Below are 16274 nucleotides of genomic sequence, written 5' to 3' on the forward strand. Positions count from 1 at the left end.
GGAGGACTGGCATGCGCCTGATCAACCGCTACCCGGATCGCCCCAGCCGCTTGTTGCTGGTGATCCTGCCATTTGCGCTGGTGCTGTTTGCCTACTTCATGGGCTCGGCGGAACGGCTGACGGACAACCCCAACGACAAACTGCTGCCCAGCGCTGTGCAAATGGCCGATGCGGTCAAACGCCTGGCCTTTACCGCCGACGCTCGCAGCGGCGATTACCTGCTCTGGCAGGACACCGCTTCGAGTCTGCGCCGGTTGGCGATCGGCCTGGGCATCAGCGCCCTGGCCGGGCTGTGCCTGGGCATCGCCGCCGGCACACTGCCGCTGTTCGGCGCGCCGTTGTCGCCCCTGCTCACCGTGGTGTCGATGGTGCCGCCATTGGCGATCCTGCCGATCCTGTTCATCGTCTTCGGCCTGGGGGAGTTGTCCAAGGTGATGCTGATCGTCATCGGCATCACCCCGTGCCTGGCTCGCGACCTGGAGCAGCGCGCCCGGGAAATTCCGCCTGAGCTATTGATCAAGGCCCAGACGCTGGGTGCCTCGACCTGGACCCTGATGTTGCGCGTGGTGCTGCCGCAATTGCTGCCGCGCCTGTTGATTTCCCTGCGGCTGATGCTGGGTTCGGCCTGGCTGTTCCTGATCGCTGCCGAAGCCATCGCTTCCACCGATGGCCTGGGCTATCGGATTTTCCTCGTGCGTCGTTACCTGGCGATGGATGTGATCCTGCCCTACGTGGTGTGGATAACCCTGCTCGCCTGGCTGATGGATTGGGGCCTCAAGCGCCTGACCCGCCGAGCATTTCCCTGGTACGAGGGGGCGAAGGCATGAGCTTCATTACCGTGAACAACGTCTGGCAGCAGTATGCCGATCAAGTGGTGCTCGAGCGCTTGAACCTGAGCGTTGCCGAGGGTGAGTTCTGCACCCTGGTGGGTGCCTCGGGTTGCGGCAAGTCGACTTTCCTGCGGCTGCTGCTAGGCCAGGAACGCGCCAGCCGCGGACAGATCCTGCTGGATGGCGAGCCTTTGGCGGGCGAGCCGGATGCCAGCCGAGGAGTGGTGTTCCAGCGTTACTCGGTATTCCCGCACCTGACGGTACTGAACAACGTCGCCCTCGGCCTGGAATTGCCGCGCTCGCCGCTGCTGGGGCGTCTGTTCGGCGGCGCCAAACGCCAGGCCCGCGAAGACGCCGCACAACTGCTGGACAAAGTCGGCCTCGGCCACGCGCTGGACAAATACCCCGCGCAGCTCTCCGGCGGCATGCAGCAACGGCTGGCCATCGCCCAGGCGCTGATCATGAAACCGCGGGTGTTGTTGCTCGACGAACCCTTCGGCGCCCTCGACCCCGGCATTCGCAAAGACATGCATGCCCTGCTGCTGGAACTCTGGCGGGAAACCCGGCTGACCGTGTTCATGGTGACCCATGACCTGTCCGAAGGTTTCAGCCTTGGCACCCGCCTGCTGGTGTTCGACAAGGTTCGTGTCGATCCCCATGCCCCTGGCGCCTATGGCGCGCGCATCACCTACGACATCCCACTGAACAGCGACCGCCGCACCGCCCGTGCCGCCGTCGACGCCCTGCCCGCCGAACTGGCCGGCACGTTGCGTATCGCTTGAAAGGAGAAATTCCATGACCGATTCGACCCAGCTGTTCCCCCCCTTCGCCGAAGAATTGCTGCCCGGTGGCGGCCATCGCTCGTTCATCCTCAAGCGCGGCCAGTTGCTGCGCCTGACCGATGTGCGTGGCGGTGCCAACGTGAGCCTTACCTTGCTCAATGCCAACGAAAAAACCGAGCGCCTGAACTTGCCGGACAGTCTGAAATGCCAACACACCGCCAAGCTCACCGCCGGTCATTGCCTGTACTCGGACATGGGCCGGGTACTGGCGGCAATCACTGCGGATACCTGTGGCTGGAGCGATAGTTTTGGCGGCGTGCTCTGCGCCGAGGAAGTCGCTGAAAAGTATGGTCAGGGCCGTTACCAGGAACTGCGCAACGGCTTCTTCCGCAACGGCACCGACAACCTGTTGGTAGAACTGGGCAAATGGGGGTTGGGTCTGTCCGACCTGCTGATGACCCTCAACCTGTTCAGCCGGGTCGATGTCGACGAGGCCGGCCACTTCCACTTCGTGGAGGGCAACTCCACGGCCGGTGACTACATCGAGCTGTACGCACCGATGGACACTCTGGTGGTGCTGACCGCGCTGCAACATCCGATGGACCCGAACCCGTTATACGCGCCGCAGCCGCTCAAACTCAGCTGGATGAACGCCAACCCCAGCGTCGCCGAACACTGCCGCCAATCGCGCCCGGAAAACCAGCGCGGCTTCATCAACACCGACCGCCTGTTCGCCTGAGGATCGTCGCCATGTCACTCGCCATCGCCACTGCACACAAGCAACCCGAGACCGCCGTCTACCGTTCCACGATTCCCGCCGGCGAACCCTGGCTGACCGAGGTCAAGGCCGGCCAGACCCTGCGCATCCTAGACCTGGAAGGCAACCAGGCAGTCGATACGTTGTTCTACAGCCTGGCCAACCCCAAGGAACGCTACGACGTGCAACGCACACTGCGCCGGCAGAACAGCGTCTACCTGGGCACCGGCAGCGTGCTGTATTCCAACCTCGGCCGCCCGATGCTGACCATCGTCGAGGACACCTGCGGGCGCCACGACACCCTCGGCGGCGCCTGCGCGCAGGAAAGCAACACCGTGCGCTACGCCTTGGAAAAACGCTACATGCACAGCTGCCGCGACAACTACCTGCGGGCCTGCGCCCACGACGGTCGACTGGGCAAGGGTGACATCGGACCGAACATCAATTTCTTCATGAACGTGCCGGTGACCGCCGACGGCGGCCTGACTTTCGAAGACGGGATCTCGGCGCCGGGCAAATACGTCGACCTGCGGGCCGAGATCGATGTGATCGTGTTGATTTCCAACTGCCCGCAACTGAACAACCCGTGCAACGCCTACAACCCTACCCCTGCGGAGCTGCTGATATGGAACTGAAACTCATGCGCCTGCGCCGCTGGCTGTTCGCGTTGTGCCAGAGCCGGTCGGGGCAGTGCATCAAATAACGCCTTGGTCTCCTGTGGGAGCGAGCCTGCTCGCGAAGGCGTCGGATCAGTCAGCCTTCATACGGCTGATGTACCGTTTTCGCGAGCAGGCTCGCTCCCACAGAGGTTGTGTGGTGTTCGAAGGTATCCGCCCACGGGGACGACCCCGTCGGCCATCGAAAACTGCGGGACGGCCCGCATCCCGATTCAGGCTGACATTGCGGCCTGAGGGGTAAATGCCATGTTCGAAAAAATCCTGATTGCCAACCGTGGCGCCATCGCCTGCCGCATCCTGCGGACCCTGCGCGAGCTGGACGTCAAAGGCGTCGCGGTTTACTCCCAGGCCGACGAAGCCAGCCTGCACATCCTCCAGGCCGACGAAGCCCACTGCCTGGGCGAAGGCGCGGCGGCGGGCACCTACCTGGCGGTGGACAAGCTCCTGGCGATCGCCCGGGACAGCGGCGCGACTGCGATCCATCCCGGCTACGGTTTTCTCTCGGAAAACGCCGCTTTCGCACAAGCTTGCGAGGCCGCCAACATTGCCTTCATCGGCCCGACACCGGAGCAGTTGCGAGTGTTCGGCCTCAAGCACACCGCACGCGCCCTGGCTCGCCAGCACGGCGTGCCCCTGCTCGAAGGCACGGAGCTGCTCGACAGCCTCGATGCGGCGCTACTGGCCGGCGCGCAGGTCGGCTACCCGGTCATGCTGAAAAGCACGGCGGGCGGCGGCGGAATCGGTATGCGCGTATGCCGCAGCGCCGCTGAATTGAGCGAGTCCTTCGAAGCGGTCAAGCGCCTCGGGCAGAACAATTTCAGCGACGCTGGCGTGTTCATCGAGAAGTACATCGAACGGGCGCGGCACCTTGAGGTTCAAGTGTTCGGAGACGGCCAGGGCCAGGTGATCGCCTTGGGCGTGCGCGACTGCTCGGTGCAGCGGCGCAACCAGAAAGTCATCGAAGAAACCCCGGCGCCCAACCTGCCCGAGGGCATGGCCGACGCGCTTTGCGCGGCCGCGATCAAGCTGGCCCAGGCGGTCGACTACCGCAGCGCCGGCACCGTGGAGTTTGTCTATGACAGTGAGGCAGGACGCTTCTATTTCCTGGAAGTGAACACGCGCCTGCAAGTGGAGCATGGCGTCACCGAGCAGGTGTGGGGCGTCGACCTGGTGCGCTGGATGGTGCAATTGGCCGCCGGAGAACTGCCGCCACTGAGCGAGCTGAGCCAAGGGCTGAAAGCCGAGGGCCACGCGATCCAGGCGCGCCTGTATGCCGAGGACCCAGGCCGGGATTTCCAGCCGAGCCCGGGGCTGCTGACTGCGGTGGAATTTGCGCAGGCCAACGGCAAGGAACTGCGCATCGACACCTGGGTCGAGGCCGGTTGCCAGATCCCGCCCTACTTCGATCCGATGATCGCCAAAGTCATTCGCTGGGCGCCGACCCGCGAGCAGGCACGCCTGGGCCTGCATCAAGCGCTGGACGAAAGCCTGCTCTACGGCGTGGAAACCAACCGTGTCTACCTGCAACAGATCCTGCTCGACGCGCCCTTCGCCAATGGCCAGCCTTGGACCCGCTGCCTGGAGACCCTGGCCTACCGCGCCAACACCGTCGAAGTGCTCAGCCCCGGCACTCAAACCAGCGTTCAGGATTACCCGGGTCGCCTCGGTTATTGGGCGGTGGGCGTGCCGCCGTCGGGACCGATGGACAGCCGTTCGTTGCGCCTGGGCAATCGCCTGCTGGGCAACGAGGAAGGTGCGGCGGCCTTGGAAATCACCATGAGCGGGCCGCTGCTGCGCTTCAACTGCGCTGCGCGAGTGGCGGTGACCGGCGCAGAAATCGCCCTGACGCTGGACGGCGAAACGGTGCCGATGGACACCGCGCTGTCGATCGGTGCAGGGTCCACCCTCGCCATCGGCACGATTACAGGCGCCGGGGCGCGGAGTTATCTGTGTGTGCATGGCGGCTTGCAGGTACCGGATTACCTCGGCAGCAAAAGCACCTTCACCCTCGGCCAGTTCGGCGGCCACGGCGGTCGAGCACTGTGCACCGGCGACGTGCTGCACCTGGCTGCGTTGGATGAGCACGTCGTCATGCCGTCGATCGAAGAGCCGCCCCTGGTGTTGCCAGCCGTGCGGCAGATCCGTGTGATCTACGGTCCCCACGGCGCGCCGGAATATTTCACCGAGCGCTACATCCAGACGTTCTTCGGCACCGCGTGGGAAGTGCATTTCAACTCCAGCCGAACCGGCGTGCGGCTGATCGGGCCGAAGCCGGAATGGGTACGTGCCGACGGCGGCGAAGCGGGCCTGCACCCGTCCAATATCCATGACAACCCGTACGCCATCGGCGCGGTGGACTTCACCGGCGACATGCCGGTCATCCTCGGCCCCGACGGCCCGAGCCTGGGTGGCTTCGTCTGCCCCGTGACGGTGATCGAGGCGGACCTGTGGCAACTGGGACAGCTCAAGGCGGGGGACAAGGTGCGGTTTGTGCCGGTGGACCTGAAGATTGCCCGCTCCCTTGCATTGAAATGGGACCCATGTGGGAGCGAGCCTGCTCGCGAAGGGGCCGGATCAGACACCGCATTGACTGCTTCGCGAGCAGGCTCGCTCCCACAGGGAATTATGTCGCCCGTGGTTTTAGACATCGGCCAGGACGATACCCGCCTGGTCGCGCGGCTGTCCGGCGACACCCATCTGCTGCTTGAAATCGGCGCTCCCGAACTGGACCTGGTGCTGCGTTTTCGCGCTCACGCCTTGATGCAGGCCCTGGAGCAAAAACACCTGCAAGGGGTGATCGACCTGACGCCGGGTATTCGCTCGCTGCAAGTGCATTACCAGCCCGAACAATTACCCCTGGCCGATCTGCTGGCCATCGTCGCCGGCGAGTGGGACGCCGTGTGCGCCGCGCAAGACTTGCAGGTGCCGTCGCGCATCGTCCATCTGCCGCTGTCCTGGGACGATCCGGCCTGCCAGCTGGCGATCGAAAAGTACATGACCACCGTGCGCAAGGACGCGCCCTGGTGCCCGAGCAACCTTGAGTTCATCCGGCGCATCAACGACCTGCCCAACCTCGACGAAGTGCAACGCACGGTGTTCGATGCCAGTTATCTGGTGATGGGCCTCGGCGATGTCTACCTCGGGGCGCCGGTCGCCACGCCGCTGGACCCGCGGCACCGGCTGGTGACCACCAAATACAACCCGGCGCGCACCTGGACCGCGGAAAATTCGGTGGGCATCGGCGGCGCCTATCTGTGCGTGTACGGCATGGAAGGCCCCGGCGGCTATCAGTTCGTCGGCCGCACGTTGCAGATGTGGAATCGTTATCGGGACGTCGCCGCATTTGACGGCAAGCCCTGGCTGCTGCGCTTCTTCGACCAGATCCGCTTCTACCCGGTCAGCGCCGATGAACTGCTGCGCATCCGTCGGGATTTCCCGTTGGGCCGCTTCGACCTGGCGATCGAACACAGCCAACTCAACCTCGCTGATTACCAGCGCTTCCTGGCCCGGGAAGCGGACAGTATCGACGCGTTCCGCGAGCAGCAACAAGGCGCCTTCCGTGCCGAGCGCGAGCGCTGGATCGCCAGTGGCCAGGCGCATTTCGACAGCGAGGAACCGGCAACCGCGCCGAGCGAAGATTCAGTGCTGGACGAGGGCCAACTGAGCGTCGACAGCCACATCGCCGGCAACCTCTGGCAGGTCCAGGTGGAGGTGGGTGCGCGGGTCGCCGCGGGTGACGTGCTGGTGATTCTGGAGTCCATGAAAATGGAAATCCCGGTGCTTGCGCCCATCGCCGGCGTGGTCCGAGAAGTGCGCGTCCAGCCCGGTTCAGCGGTGCGCGCCGGGCAACGCGTGGTGGTGCTGGAACGTGACTGAACTCAATCAAAGGATTAACGCCATGACCCTCTCTCTGCGCCTGGACAACCTGCGCAACGCCTATCGCAAGGGTGAAACCACACCGCGTCAGCTGCTGTTGGCCCTGCGGGAAAAAGCCGCTGCGCTCAACCCGGACTATCACCTGTTCATCCACCTGCTCTCGCCCGAGGAACTCGAACCTTACCTTTCGACACTGGAAAACCGCGACCTGGAAAGCCTGCCGTTGTATGGCGTGCCATTCGCGATCAAGGACAACATCGACCTGGCTGGCATTCCCACCACCGCCGCCTGCCCGGCCTTTGCCTACGTGCCGCAACGTTCGGCGAGCATCGTCGAGCAATTGCTGGCGCTGGGTGCGGTTCCTGTTGGCAAGACCAACCTCGACCAGTTCGCCACTGGCCTCAACGGTACCCGCACGCCCTACGGGGCTTGCCGCAACAGCGTGCTGACCGACTACCCGGCGGGCGGCTCCAGCGCGGGCTCGCCGCTGGCGGTGGCCCTGGGCGTGGCCAGCTTTGCCCTGGGCACCGACACCGCCGGCTCAGGCCGCGTGCCTGCGGCGCTGAACAACCTGGTGGGGTTGAAAGCCACCAAGGGCCTGATCTCCACCGCTGGCGTGGTGCCGGCCTGCCGTACGCTGGACTGCGTGACCACATTCACCGCGACGGCACGCGAAGCCAGCCAGCTGCTGGCATTGACTGCGCGTCTCGACCCGCGCGACGAATACAGCCGCCCCAACCCGCAATGGAACGACGGCGCGGCGTTCGGCGCGCCACGATGTTTTCGCTTCGGCGTGCCCCGCCGGCAAGACCTGGAATTTTTCGACTGCGACGAAGGCCCACGGCTGTTCGCCGATGCCATCGAGCGCCTCGAACACCTGGGCGGCGAAGCTGTCGAGTTGGACTTGTCACCCTTCCTCCAAGCGGCACGCCTACTCTATGAGGGGCCGTGGGTTGCCGAACGCTACAGCGTGGCCGGGGAACTGATGGAGCGCGAACCCGACGCGGTACTGCCGGTGATCCGCGCCGTGCTGGCGCAAGCGCCGACGGTGACCGGCGTGGAAACCTTCCGTGCCCAGTACCGTTTGCAGGCGCTGAAGGCCCAATGCGACCGCGCGATGGAAGCGTTCGATTGCGTCCTCACCCCGACCATCGGGCGCCCGGTGACGCTCGCCGAACTCGCCGCCGAACCGCTCCTGCGCAATTCGCAACTGGGTTATTACACCAACTTCATGAATCTGCTGGACTACGCCGCCGTGGCCGTTCCCAGCGCATTCATGGCCAACGGTTTGCCTTGGGGCGTGACGCTGTTCGGCCGCGCCTTCACCGATCAGTACCTGCTGAGCGTGGCCGACGCCTTGCAGCGTCAGCAAGCGCCTGATCTGCCAGTGCCTGCCAACCCGGCGCGCCATGATCGGGCACGGTTGGTCGTGTGCGGCGCGCACCTGGATGGGCTGGCCTTGAACTGGCAGCTCAAGCAACGTGGCGCCCGCCTGATCGAGGCGACCCGAAGCTCAGCGAATTATCGCCTCTACGCCTTGGCCGGCGGCCCGCCACTGCGCCCTGGCATGCTTCGGGTCGGCGAGGGAGGCGTGGCGATCGAAGTGGAAGTCTGGGAATTGCCAAGCAGCGAGTTGGGTTCGTTCCTCACCGGTATCCCGGCACCGCTGGGGCTGGGTAAGGTGCAACTGGCCGACGGACGCTGGGAAAGCGGCTTCATTTGCGAGCCGTATGGTCTGGACGGCGCGCAGGACATCAGTCATCTGGGCGGATGGCGGGCTTATCTGAGTACCCGTCAGTAAATAGCACCCTGTGGCGAGGGGATTTATCCCCCGCTGGGCGGCGCGACGTTTCGCTAAATCCCCTCGCCACGATCTTGCAAAGCTGTAAATCCGAATGTCTTTTCTTACAGGGCCACTAAACTGATTCCATCGGGTCACTCCAAGGGAATCGCCATGTCGCTTCGTTCGCCGTTGTATTCCCAGCGCTCGCCGGTGCTCATCCTGGCCATTTTGCTCGGCGCCGGCTTCCTGGTGACGTCGCTGCTGGGTTACTACGCCGCCAACACATCGCTGCGGGACAACGTGCTCAAGACGCTGTATTTCAATCTGCTGATCGGCCTGATGGTGACGGTGGCCGCGCTCGTGGTGCTGCATCGGCTGATGGTCAGCTACCAGCGGCGGATCGATGCCCAAGCGATTCTTGACGGCCTCACCGAGCTGCCCAATCGGCGGGGCTTCGACCTGCTTGCGGTACAGGCCCTGCACGAAGCCCAACGCGAGCCCAGGCCACTGAGCGCGCTGTTGCTGGAGGTGGATGACTTCAAGCGACTGGACGCCAACCACGGCCACATCGCCAGTGATCAGTTGCTGACGGGTTTCGCTCGCGACCTGACCGATACACTGCGCCATTCAGACATTGTCTGCCGCTGGAGCGCCGATGCCTTCGTCCTGCTGCTCAAGGACACCGATGGACAGAACGCTCTGAAAATCGCCGAGAAAATTCGCCAGCGCATCGAGCAACAGCGCTACTTTTGCAGCGGCAAGCAATTGCGGATCACCATCAGCATCGGCCTGACCACCTTGCAGGACAAAGACACCTTGCACAGCCTGCTGTCCCGGGCCGATCATGCGCTGCAACGCGCCCGACAGACCGGAAGCAACCGAACCTGCGTGGAAATGCCTCATTCCAGTTATGAATAAACCCGATCTCTGCCCGGCGTGTGGCGCCACCAACGACTGCACCCTGGCCAATCCGAAAACCGCTGATCGTGCCTGCTGGTGCTACGGCGTGAGCATCGACCCGGCGGTGCTGGAAAATTTGCCGGCCGAGCTGCGCAACCAATCCTGCCTGTGCCCGCGATGCGCCCGGGTCGATGACCAGTTGCGCGCCAATTCTCAATCGATCACGTAAGATGCCCGCCCCCAGCTCCCTTGCCCGAACTGCCCATGCGCGTTGACCGTTTCCTCAGTAACCTGCCGCGTTTCAACCGCCAACAGGTCCGTCTGCTGCTGGTGGAACGGCGCGTGCGGATCGACGGCCAGACCGTCAACGATCCACAGGCACAGGTGCGTGAATTCAGCCGCGTCGAGGTGGATGACGAAGTGCTGCAAGCAGGCCGACCGGCGCGCTATTTCATGCTGCACAAGCCGCCCGGCTGCGTCAGTGCCACCTGCGATCCGCAGCACCGCACTGTCCTCGATCTACTGGACGAACCGGACAAGGACGACTTGCACATTGCCGGTCGCCTGGACTTCAACACCACCGGGTTGATGCTGATCACCAACGACGGCAGCTGGTCGCGGCGCCTGACCCAGCCGCAGACCAAACTGCCGAAGGTCTACTACGTCGAGACCGAGCAAACCATTACCGCCGAGTACGCCTTCACGTTTGCCCAAGGCCTGTACTTTGCGTTCGAAGACCTCACCACCCAACCGGCGCAATTGACCCAACTGGGGCCGACGTCCGCGCGCTTGAGCATCGTTGAAGGCCGTTATCATCAGGTCAAGCGCATGTTTGGTCACTTCAACAACAAGGTGCTGCGCCTGCACCGTGAAAGCATGGGCCCGCTGCTGCTGGATCCTCATCTCGCGCCGGGCCAATACCGCGCCTTGAGCCCAGAAGAAGTTGGCCTGATCTGAGCCAAACGACCGCTGGGCAGAAGTGTCGGACAATTTTCAAAGAGCACTTGCGCAACGGCCTCCCCCCTGCTTGAATCAAACCGTCGGCCGAAATGTGACCGACGAGTCACCCCATACCTCTAAGAAACTTTTTGCCGGCTGGAACCCTCAGGTTCCGCCTCGTTCGCCGGCAAATTGCCCGCCATAACAACACCCGTCGACCGGCTTGCGCGGATCGACATGGGCCTTATCTTCCAGGCGTATGCCTACCTGTCACATTGCCCGTGCAATCTCATTGCGCGCATACCCGCTTGCCAGGAGTCTTATGACATGAGGCCAGAAATCGCTGTGCTGGATATACAGGGTCAGTATCGGGTTTACACGGAGTTCTATCGCGCAGACGCCGCGCAAAAGACCATCATCCTGGTCAACGGCTCGATGGCCACCACCGCGTCGTTTGCTCAGACCACCAAAAACCTCTACCCGCAATTTAATGTCGTGCTGTACGACCAGCCCTACGCGGGCAAGTCCAAGGCTCACAACCGCCACGAGAAAATGCTGACGAAGGAAATCGAAGGCCAGATCCTGCTGGAGCTGATCGACCACTTCGCCGCCGATCACGTGTTGTCGTTTTCCTGGGGCGGAGCCGCCACCCTGACCGCCTTGGCCCAGCGCCCGCGGCGCATCGAAAAAGCCGTGATCAGTTCTTTCTCACCGGTGCTCAACGCACCGATGCGCGACTACCTGGAACGGGGCGTGGACTACTTGAGCAGCCTGGACGGCGATCGTGTCGGACACCTGGTCAACAGCACGATCGGCAAGCACCTGCCGCCGCTGTTCAAGCGCTTCAACTATCGCCACGTCAGCAACCTGGCCGAGCATGAATACGGACAGATGCACTTTCACATCAACGACGTGCTCCACAGCGACCAGCAGTGCTATGTCAACGCGGCGAAAAAGATCAACGTGCCGGTGCTGTTCCTGAATGGCGAATGGGACGAATACACCGCGGCCACCGACGCCAGGCTCTTCGCCAACCATGTCCAGCACAGCAGCTTCACCACGCTGCAAGCCACCGGGCACTTCCTCGACATGGAACACAAGGCCGCCTGCCGCGACAGCCGCGAGGCGCTGCTGGGTTTCCTCAAGCCAACCCACCACGCCAGCCGACCGCGCTACAGCTATGTGCAGGACTACCATGCAGTGGCCATCTGAAAAAGTCATCGCGAGCAAGTCTCCGGCAACGGCGCTTGCTCGCGAATGACCGCTCTGGTTTGAGGCTTGCGTAGACGGATGACCTCGCCGTCCGGAAAGAAAAACTTCAAATCCCAGGCCACATCTGGTACAAAGTCAGCCGCTCTGAGCGGGTGTCGTATAATGGCATTACTCCAGCTTCCCAAGCTGATAACGAGGGTTCGATTCCCTTCACCCGCTCCAATCGAATTCTGGTCCCGCGTCGTGATGGTTTTGACGGGGGATAAAAAAACCGGCTCCTGGTGGCCGGTTTTTTTTGGTCTGTTTTTTGGTTGGCGATGATCTGGAATGAACAGGCCAGCGGCTTTATCCGAAGGCTGTTGCGAGACGTTGCGCATCCTTGACACCGGACCGTTGCAAGAAAGACAGGTCATAATCTCAAGAACGAGTGACGCCCGTGGCGAGGGAGCTTGCTCCCGCTTGAGTGCGAAGCGCTCACAAGAGTGGCTGCTTTCGGCATTGCAGCAACAGCCTCACTCCCCCGCCAAATGCCCCAACGGCAACGCCCCCGGAGCCTTCACCGTGTTGATCGCAAAATTACTGCGAATGTCACTCACCCCCGGCAGCTTCAGCAGCTTGCCCGTGACAAATCGGTCATAGGCCCGCAAGTCCGGCACCACCACTTGCAGCAGGAAATCCGACTCGCCTGACACCAGGAATGCCGAGATCACTTCGGGTAGCGCGGTCACCGCCAGGCGAAATGCCTCGGCTCGTTCATCGGTGTGCCGTTCGACCTTGATGCCGACAAAGATCGTCATACCGAGGCCCACTTCATCGCGATCCAGGATGGCTTGATAGCCGCGGATCACTCCCGCTTCCTCGAGCATTCGCACGCGGCGCAGGCATGGCGAGGGGGACAGGCCGATTTCCTCGGCCAGTTGTACGTTGCTCAGTCGGCCGTCCCGTTGCAGTGCGGCGAGGATTTTGCGGTCGAAGGCATCAAGTCTCATAATTTGGCACTTTCCGATTGAATTGATCGATTAGTTGGCAGGCTATGCCAATTCTTAGAGCTTTAGAAGCTGATTACGCAACCACCTGCCCTGCCCTTCGGCCATAGACTGACACCTTCAATTCACAGATTGGAGGGGCGTTCAATGACAGAGCTCTGGTTGTTTTTCATGGCGTTGACGGTGGCGTATCTGTTGCCCGGGCCGGACATGATCCTGGTGCTGCAAACCGGCGCCCGTCAGGGCAAGGCTGCGGCGCTGGCGACGGCGGTAGGCTTGGGGATTGCCCGGGCATGTCATGTCGCGCTGGCGGCAATGGGGCTCTCGGTGTTATTCAAGACCGCGCCCTGGACCTTTGATGTGGTGCGCCTGGCCGGGGCTGCGTATCTGGCGTGGATCGGGTTCCAGTGTTTGCGAACCACGTTGGTGCCAAGCTTTGAAGGAGCTGACGCCGATGTCGGAAAGCGACAGTGGTACCAAGCGATACAACGCGGTCTGCTGACCAACCTGCTCAATCCCAAGGCGTTGCTGTTTTGCTCAGTGTTGCTACCGCAGTTCATCGACCCACAGGGCGGGCCGGTGCTGGGGCAATTCGCTATGCTCGGTTTGGTGCTGGTCGGCGTCGGCCTGCTGTTCGACAGCGCCTACGCACTCGTGGGCGTCGTGCTCGGACGCTGGCTTCAGCGATCGCCTTCGGCCCAACGTGTGCAGCAGTGGTTGTTTGGCAGCCTGCTGATTGGGTTTGCGGTACGGCTGACGTTTGTGCAGCAGTCGTAGGTCCTGTGGATATGTCTGCGAATCGCTGAAACCGGGGCTGTTTCGCAGCCCAGCGGGAGCAAGCTCCCTCGCCACGGGTTGCGATCCTCCAAATGTTCCTTGCGTCTCACATCTGGAAATAGACCCAATTCGACTCTCCGTCGCCTTGTCCTGCGCCGCTTCTAGACTTCAGGACGTAGATCCCACTCGATCCCGGTCGTCGCTAACGGTGGTTATAGTGTTGATCATTCCTTTCCAGTAGGTATAGTACCTACCACACACACCACGGAGGTGTTGTGAACAGCCGATTCCTGATAAGCCAGATTGTTGCGGATGGTTGGTACCTGGTACGGATCCGAGGCAGTCACCACCATTTCAAGCACCCGACCAAACCGGGACTGGTTACGGTTCCTCATCCCAAGAAGGACCTGCTCAAGAAAACGGCCATCAGTATCTTGCAACAGGCCCTGCTCCAGACGGCCAGTTGCCCAGCTTCCCCGGAGGACGATTGAATGCTTTACCCGATTGCGATTTCCATGGGCGATGAGCACCACGCCTGGGGCGTTGAAGTGCCGGATATCCCTGGTTGTTTTTCCGCAGGCGATGATCTGGACGATGCCATGGCCATGGCGCGCGAGGCCATCGAAGGGCACTTTGAAATTCTTGCCGAAGATGGTTCGCCCATTCCGCCGGCCAACACCGTGACGCTGCACGCGGCCAATCCGAAATATGCCGGGTGCGCTTGGGCATTGGTGGACATTGATGTGACCCGATATCTGGGCAAGGCGCAGAAACTCAACATCACCCTGCCCGGCTACCTGCTGAACCGTATCGATGAATATGTGCTGCATCATCCGGAAGAAAAAAGCCGGTCAGGCTTCCTGGCATCGGCGGCACTCAAGGTTTTGCAACAAGGACGCTGAGCAATACCTGCCGAAACACAAGAACCTGTGGGAGCGAGCCTGCTCGCGAAAGCGGTGGAACAGTCAATCCAGGTTGATGATCCGACGCCTTCGCGAGCAGGCTCGCTCCCACAGGTTTGTACATAGCCTTGCCTGGGCTATGTCATTTATTTGCTCTCTGACTTGGATTCCTGCATCTGCACCGAAGACTTGGTGCCGTCGGTGTTGTCCTTGGTCTCGTTATCCGAATTGTCAAAGCAGCCCTGCAGTGCGAACAGGCAGCAGGCGAGGCAGAAGGTGCGGGTGAGGTTCATGGTGTACTCCGTCGATGAAGGCTTTAAGGAGTGACCATCAGGCAGAGCAAATGGTTGCGCCAGTCTTCGTCCCGAACGATGAACGTCGACGGAGGTTCGGATTGAAATGTAAGTAGAATTTTCGCCGCTGCGTTGCTGTCACACCAGACAGGTGCATCCACTAAGGAAACACAGCAATGACGTTCGCAAAGATTGCTCAAAAACTGGCCCTATGGGCAGGAAGTCCCAAGACTTTTCTCGGAGCTATTGTGTTGTTGGCGCTCTGGGCCGCCAGCGGACCGTTCTTCGGTTTTAATGACACCTGGCAACTGATCATCAACACCTCGACTACGATCATCACCTTCCTCATGGTGTTTCTGATCCAGAACACGCAAAACCGCGATACCGATATCCTGCACTTGAAAGTCGATGAATTGTTGCGCGCGACCAAGGACGCGCAGAACGCAATGCTCGGTCTCGAGTCGCTGGACCTCAAGCAGCTGGAAGCGTTGCGCAAGCGCTACCAGGACATGGGCAAAGACGAGGCCAAGAGCCTTGAGGGTGTAGAAGAAGAGAAAAAAGTCGACTTGAACCAGTGCTGAAAGCAGATGCGCGAGCGTTGTTGCAACGCTCGCGCATCCGAATGCCGCGCATCAGGGCAACGGATTCCCACCCGTCACGCCAAACACTTCTCCGGTGATATAACTCGACTCCTGCGACGCCAGCAGCACGTACAGCGGCGCACATTCCGCTGGCTGCCCCGGACGCTTCATCGGAACCTGGGAGCCGAATGTAGGGATCTTCTCCCTAGGCTGTCCGCCGCTGGGTTGCAGCACTGTCCAGATCGGCCCCGGAGCCACGGCATTGACCCGGATTCCCTTGCTGATGACCTGTCCGGCCAACGCCTTGGTAAACGCCACGATCGCCGCTTTGGTGGTGGCGTAATCGAGCAGCGTCGCGGACGGATCGTAGGATTGGATCGACGCGGTATTGATGATCGTCGCCCCGGCCGGCATCAGCGGTATCGCGGCCTTGCAGATCCAGAACATCGCGTAGATGTTGGTTTTCATGGTGTCGTCGAATTGCGCGGTGGTGATGTCCGCAATGTCCTTTTGCGCTTCCTGCTTACCGGCGACGTTGACCAGGATATCCAGGCCATCGAGCTCCTGCTGCGCCATCTTCACCATTTGGACGCAGAACGCTTCGTCCTTGAGATCTCCCGGAATCGCAATGGCCTTGCGGCCTTCGGCCTTGATCAGCTCGATGACTTGCTGCGCGTCGCGTTCCTCGCTGGGCAGATAGTTGATAGCTACATCGGCGCCTTCGCGGGCATAGGCAATGGCCGCCGCGCGACCGATCCCCGAATCGCCGCCCGTGATCAGCGCCTTGCGCCCCTCCAGGCGACCGAAGCCTTGATAGGTTTTTTCGCCGTGATCGGGCTGTGGTTCCATGTCCTGGTCAATGCCGGGAGGAGATTGCGGCTGGTCGGGGAATTCCGGACGAGGGTATTGGGTCAGTGGATTCTGCATCGCGTATTGGTTGGGTTCTCGGCGTGTAGACATCGAGGTTCTCCTTTTCGGC

The 16274-nt window shown here is 61.9% G+C and carries 16 protein-coding genes, 1 tRNA gene and 1 pseudogene; 15 read left to right on the forward strand and 3 right to left on the reverse strand.

Annotated features, from left to right (window positions below):
* Positions 1–11: 11 nt before the first annotated feature.
* The 11 genes and pseudogenes from J3P94_RS20960 (at position 12) to J3P94_RS21010 (ending at position 11978) form a co-directional block, all read left to right on the forward strand.
* Entirely contained in the window at positions 12–827 is an 816-nt protein-coding gene (locus tag J3P94_RS20960; protein ID WP_024616101.1) for an ABC transporter permease, read from the forward strand.
* Positions 824–1612 carry an ABC transporter ATP-binding protein gene (locus J3P94_RS20965; RefSeq protein WP_434569503.1) on the forward strand — a complete coding sequence of 263 codons (789 nt, stop codon included), beginning with the start codon at positions 824–826 and terminating at the stop codon, positions 1610–1612. Before J3P94_RS20960 ends, J3P94_RS20965 begins: the two co-directional genes overlap by 4 nt.
* Positions 1613–1625: 13 nt before the next feature.
* Positions 1626–2351 carry an urea amidolyase associated protein UAAP1 gene (locus J3P94_RS20970; protein WP_434569504.1) on the forward strand — a complete coding sequence of 242 codons (726 nt, stop codon included), beginning with the start codon at positions 1626–1628 and terminating at the stop codon, positions 2349–2351.
* Between the two features lie 11 nt (positions 2352–2362).
* Positions 2363–3004, forward strand: coding sequence for an urea amidolyase associated protein UAAP2 (locus J3P94_RS20975; protein ID WP_434569505.1), 642 nt, complete (start codon positions 2363–2365; stop codon positions 3002–3004).
* A gap of 288 nt (positions 3005–3292) precedes the next feature.
* Entirely contained in the window at positions 3293–6922 is a 3630-nt protein-coding gene (uca, locus tag J3P94_RS20980) for an urea carboxylase (RefSeq protein WP_434569506.1), read from the forward strand.
* A gap of 22 nt (positions 6923–6944) precedes the next feature.
* Entirely contained in the window at positions 6945–8723 is a 1779-nt protein-coding gene (gene atzF / locus J3P94_RS20985; RefSeq protein ID WP_434569507.1) for an allophanate hydrolase, read from the forward strand.
* Positions 8724–9005: 282 nt separating this feature from the next.
* Positions 9006–9623, forward strand: a pseudogene (locus tag J3P94_RS20990) (GGDEF domain-containing protein); the annotation flags it as partial.
* Positions 9616–9834 (forward strand): cysteine-rich CWC family protein, encoded by a 219-nt coding sequence (locus J3P94_RS20995; RefSeq protein WP_434569508.1) that lies wholly within the window; start codon positions 9616–9618, stop codon positions 9832–9834. The pseudogene J3P94_RS20990 and the gene J3P94_RS20995, both read left to right, overlap by 8 nt.
* A 35-nt stretch (positions 9835–9869) precedes the next feature.
* Positions 9870–10562 (forward strand): pseudouridine synthase, encoded by a 693-nt coding sequence (locus J3P94_RS21000; protein ID WP_434569509.1) that lies wholly within the window; start codon positions 9870–9872, stop codon positions 10560–10562.
* 309 nt (positions 10563–10871) lie between these two features.
* Entirely contained in the window at positions 10872–11756 is an 885-nt protein-coding gene (locus J3P94_RS21005; protein WP_305496238.1) for an alpha/beta fold hydrolase, read from the forward strand.
* A 148-nt stretch (positions 11757–11904) separates the two neighbouring features.
* Positions 11905–11978, forward strand: a tRNA-Gly gene (locus tag J3P94_RS21010).
* Between the two features lie 290 nt (positions 11979–12268).
* Here the strand turns inward: J3P94_RS21010 and J3P94_RS21015 are convergent.
* Positions 12269–12745 (reverse strand): Lrp/AsnC family transcriptional regulator, encoded by a 477-nt coding sequence (locus tag J3P94_RS21015; RefSeq protein ID WP_434569510.1) that lies wholly within the window; start codon positions 12743–12745, stop codon positions 12269–12271.
* Positions 12746–12889: 144 nt separating this feature from the next.
* On the opposite strand from J3P94_RS21015, the gene J3P94_RS21020 reads away from it, so the two are divergent.
* The 3 genes from J3P94_RS21020 (at position 12890) to J3P94_RS21030 (ending at position 14421) form a co-directional block, all read left to right on the forward strand.
* Entirely contained in the window at positions 12890–13519 is a 630-nt protein-coding gene (locus tag J3P94_RS21020) for a LysE family translocator (RefSeq protein ID WP_434569511.1), read from the forward strand.
* A 275-nt stretch (positions 13520–13794) separates the two neighbouring features.
* Positions 13795–14010, forward strand: coding sequence for a type II toxin-antitoxin system HicA family toxin (locus J3P94_RS21025; protein WP_434569512.1), 216 nt, complete (start codon positions 13795–13797; stop codon positions 14008–14010).
* Positions 14011–14421 carry a type II toxin-antitoxin system HicB family antitoxin gene (locus tag J3P94_RS21030; RefSeq protein WP_434569513.1) on the forward strand — a complete coding sequence of 137 codons (411 nt, stop codon included), beginning with the start codon at positions 14011–14013 and terminating at the stop codon, positions 14419–14421.
* A 146-nt stretch (positions 14422–14567) separates the two neighbouring features.
* Here the strand turns inward: J3P94_RS21030 and J3P94_RS21035 are convergent, their stop codons facing one another.
* Positions 14568–14714, reverse strand: a complete 147-nt coding sequence (locus tag J3P94_RS21035; protein ID WP_434569514.1) for a hypothetical protein — start codon at positions 14712–14714, stop codon at positions 14568–14570.
* 176 nt (positions 14715–14890) lie between these two features.
* Between J3P94_RS21035 and J3P94_RS21040 the strand changes: the two genes are divergently transcribed.
* The gene (locus J3P94_RS21040; RefSeq protein WP_434569515.1) at positions 14891–15295 is read left to right on the forward strand and encodes a low affinity iron permease family protein; all 405 of its coding nucleotides are present in this window, start codon (positions 14891–14893) and stop codon (positions 15293–15295) included.
* Between the two features lie 51 nt (positions 15296–15346).
* Here the strand turns inward: J3P94_RS21040 and J3P94_RS21045 are convergent, their stop codons facing one another.
* The gene (locus J3P94_RS21045; protein WP_434569516.1) at positions 15347–16255 is read right to left on the reverse strand and encodes an SDR family oxidoreductase; all 909 of its coding nucleotides are present in this window, start codon (positions 16253–16255) and stop codon (positions 15347–15349) included.
* Between the last annotated feature and the right edge of the window lie 19 nt (positions 16256–16274).

This window comes from Pseudomonas sp. Z3-8 (assembly GCF_051131975.1).
In the GTDB taxonomy this organism is placed as follows: domain Bacteria; phylum Pseudomonadota; class Gammaproteobacteria; order Pseudomonadales; family Pseudomonadaceae; genus Aquipseudomonas.

Bases quoted from the DNA above. Each gene is read 5' to 3' on its own strand.
- atzF (WP_434569507.1), top strand. From the start codon at position 6,945: ATGACCCTCTCTCTGCGCCTGGACAACCTGCGCAACGCCTATCGCAAG.
- J3P94_RS21015 (WP_434569510.1), bottom strand. From the start codon at position 12,745: ATGAGACTTGATGCCTTCGACCGCAAAATCCTCGCCGCACTGCAACGG.
- J3P94_RS20965 (WP_434569503.1), top strand. From the start codon at position 824: ATGAGCTTCATTACCGTGAACAACGTCTGGCAGCAGTATGCCGATCAA.
- J3P94_RS20970 (WP_434569504.1), top strand. From the start codon at position 1,626: ATGACCGATTCGACCCAGCTGTTCCCCCCCTTCGCCGAAGAATTGCTG.
- J3P94_RS21030 (WP_434569513.1), top strand. From the start codon at position 14,011: ATGCTTTACCCGATTGCGATTTCCATGGGCGATGAGCACCACGCCTGG.
- J3P94_RS21035 (WP_434569514.1), bottom strand. From the start codon at position 14,714: ATGAACCTCACCCGCACCTTCTGCCTCGCCTGCTGCCTGTTCGCACTG.
- J3P94_RS20995 (WP_434569508.1), top strand. From the start codon at position 9,616: ATGAATAAACCCGATCTCTGCCCGGCGTGTGGCGCCACCAACGACTGC.
- J3P94_RS21045 (WP_434569516.1), bottom strand. From the start codon at position 16,255: ATGTCTACACGCCGAGAACCCAACCAATACGCGATGCAGAATCCACTG.
- J3P94_RS20960 (WP_024616101.1), top strand. From the start codon at position 12: ATGCGCCTGATCAACCGCTACCCGGATCGCCCCAGCCGCTTGTTGCTG.
- J3P94_RS21000 (WP_434569509.1), top strand. From the start codon at position 9,870: ATGCGCGTTGACCGTTTCCTCAGTAACCTGCCGCGTTTCAACCGCCAA.
- J3P94_RS20975 (WP_434569505.1), top strand. From the start codon at position 2,363: ATGTCACTCGCCATCGCCACTGCACACAAGCAACCCGAGACCGCCGTC.
- J3P94_RS21040 (WP_434569515.1), top strand. From the start codon at position 14,891: ATGACGTTCGCAAAGATTGCTCAAAAACTGGCCCTATGGGCAGGAAGT.
- J3P94_RS21005 (WP_305496238.1), top strand. From the start codon at position 10,872: ATGAGGCCAGAAATCGCTGTGCTGGATATACAGGGTCAGTATCGGGTT.
- J3P94_RS21020 (WP_434569511.1), top strand. From the start codon at position 12,890: ATGACAGAGCTCTGGTTGTTTTTCATGGCGTTGACGGTGGCGTATCTG.
- uca (WP_434569506.1), top strand. From the start codon at position 3,293: ATGTTCGAAAAAATCCTGATTGCCAACCGTGGCGCCATCGCCTGCCGC.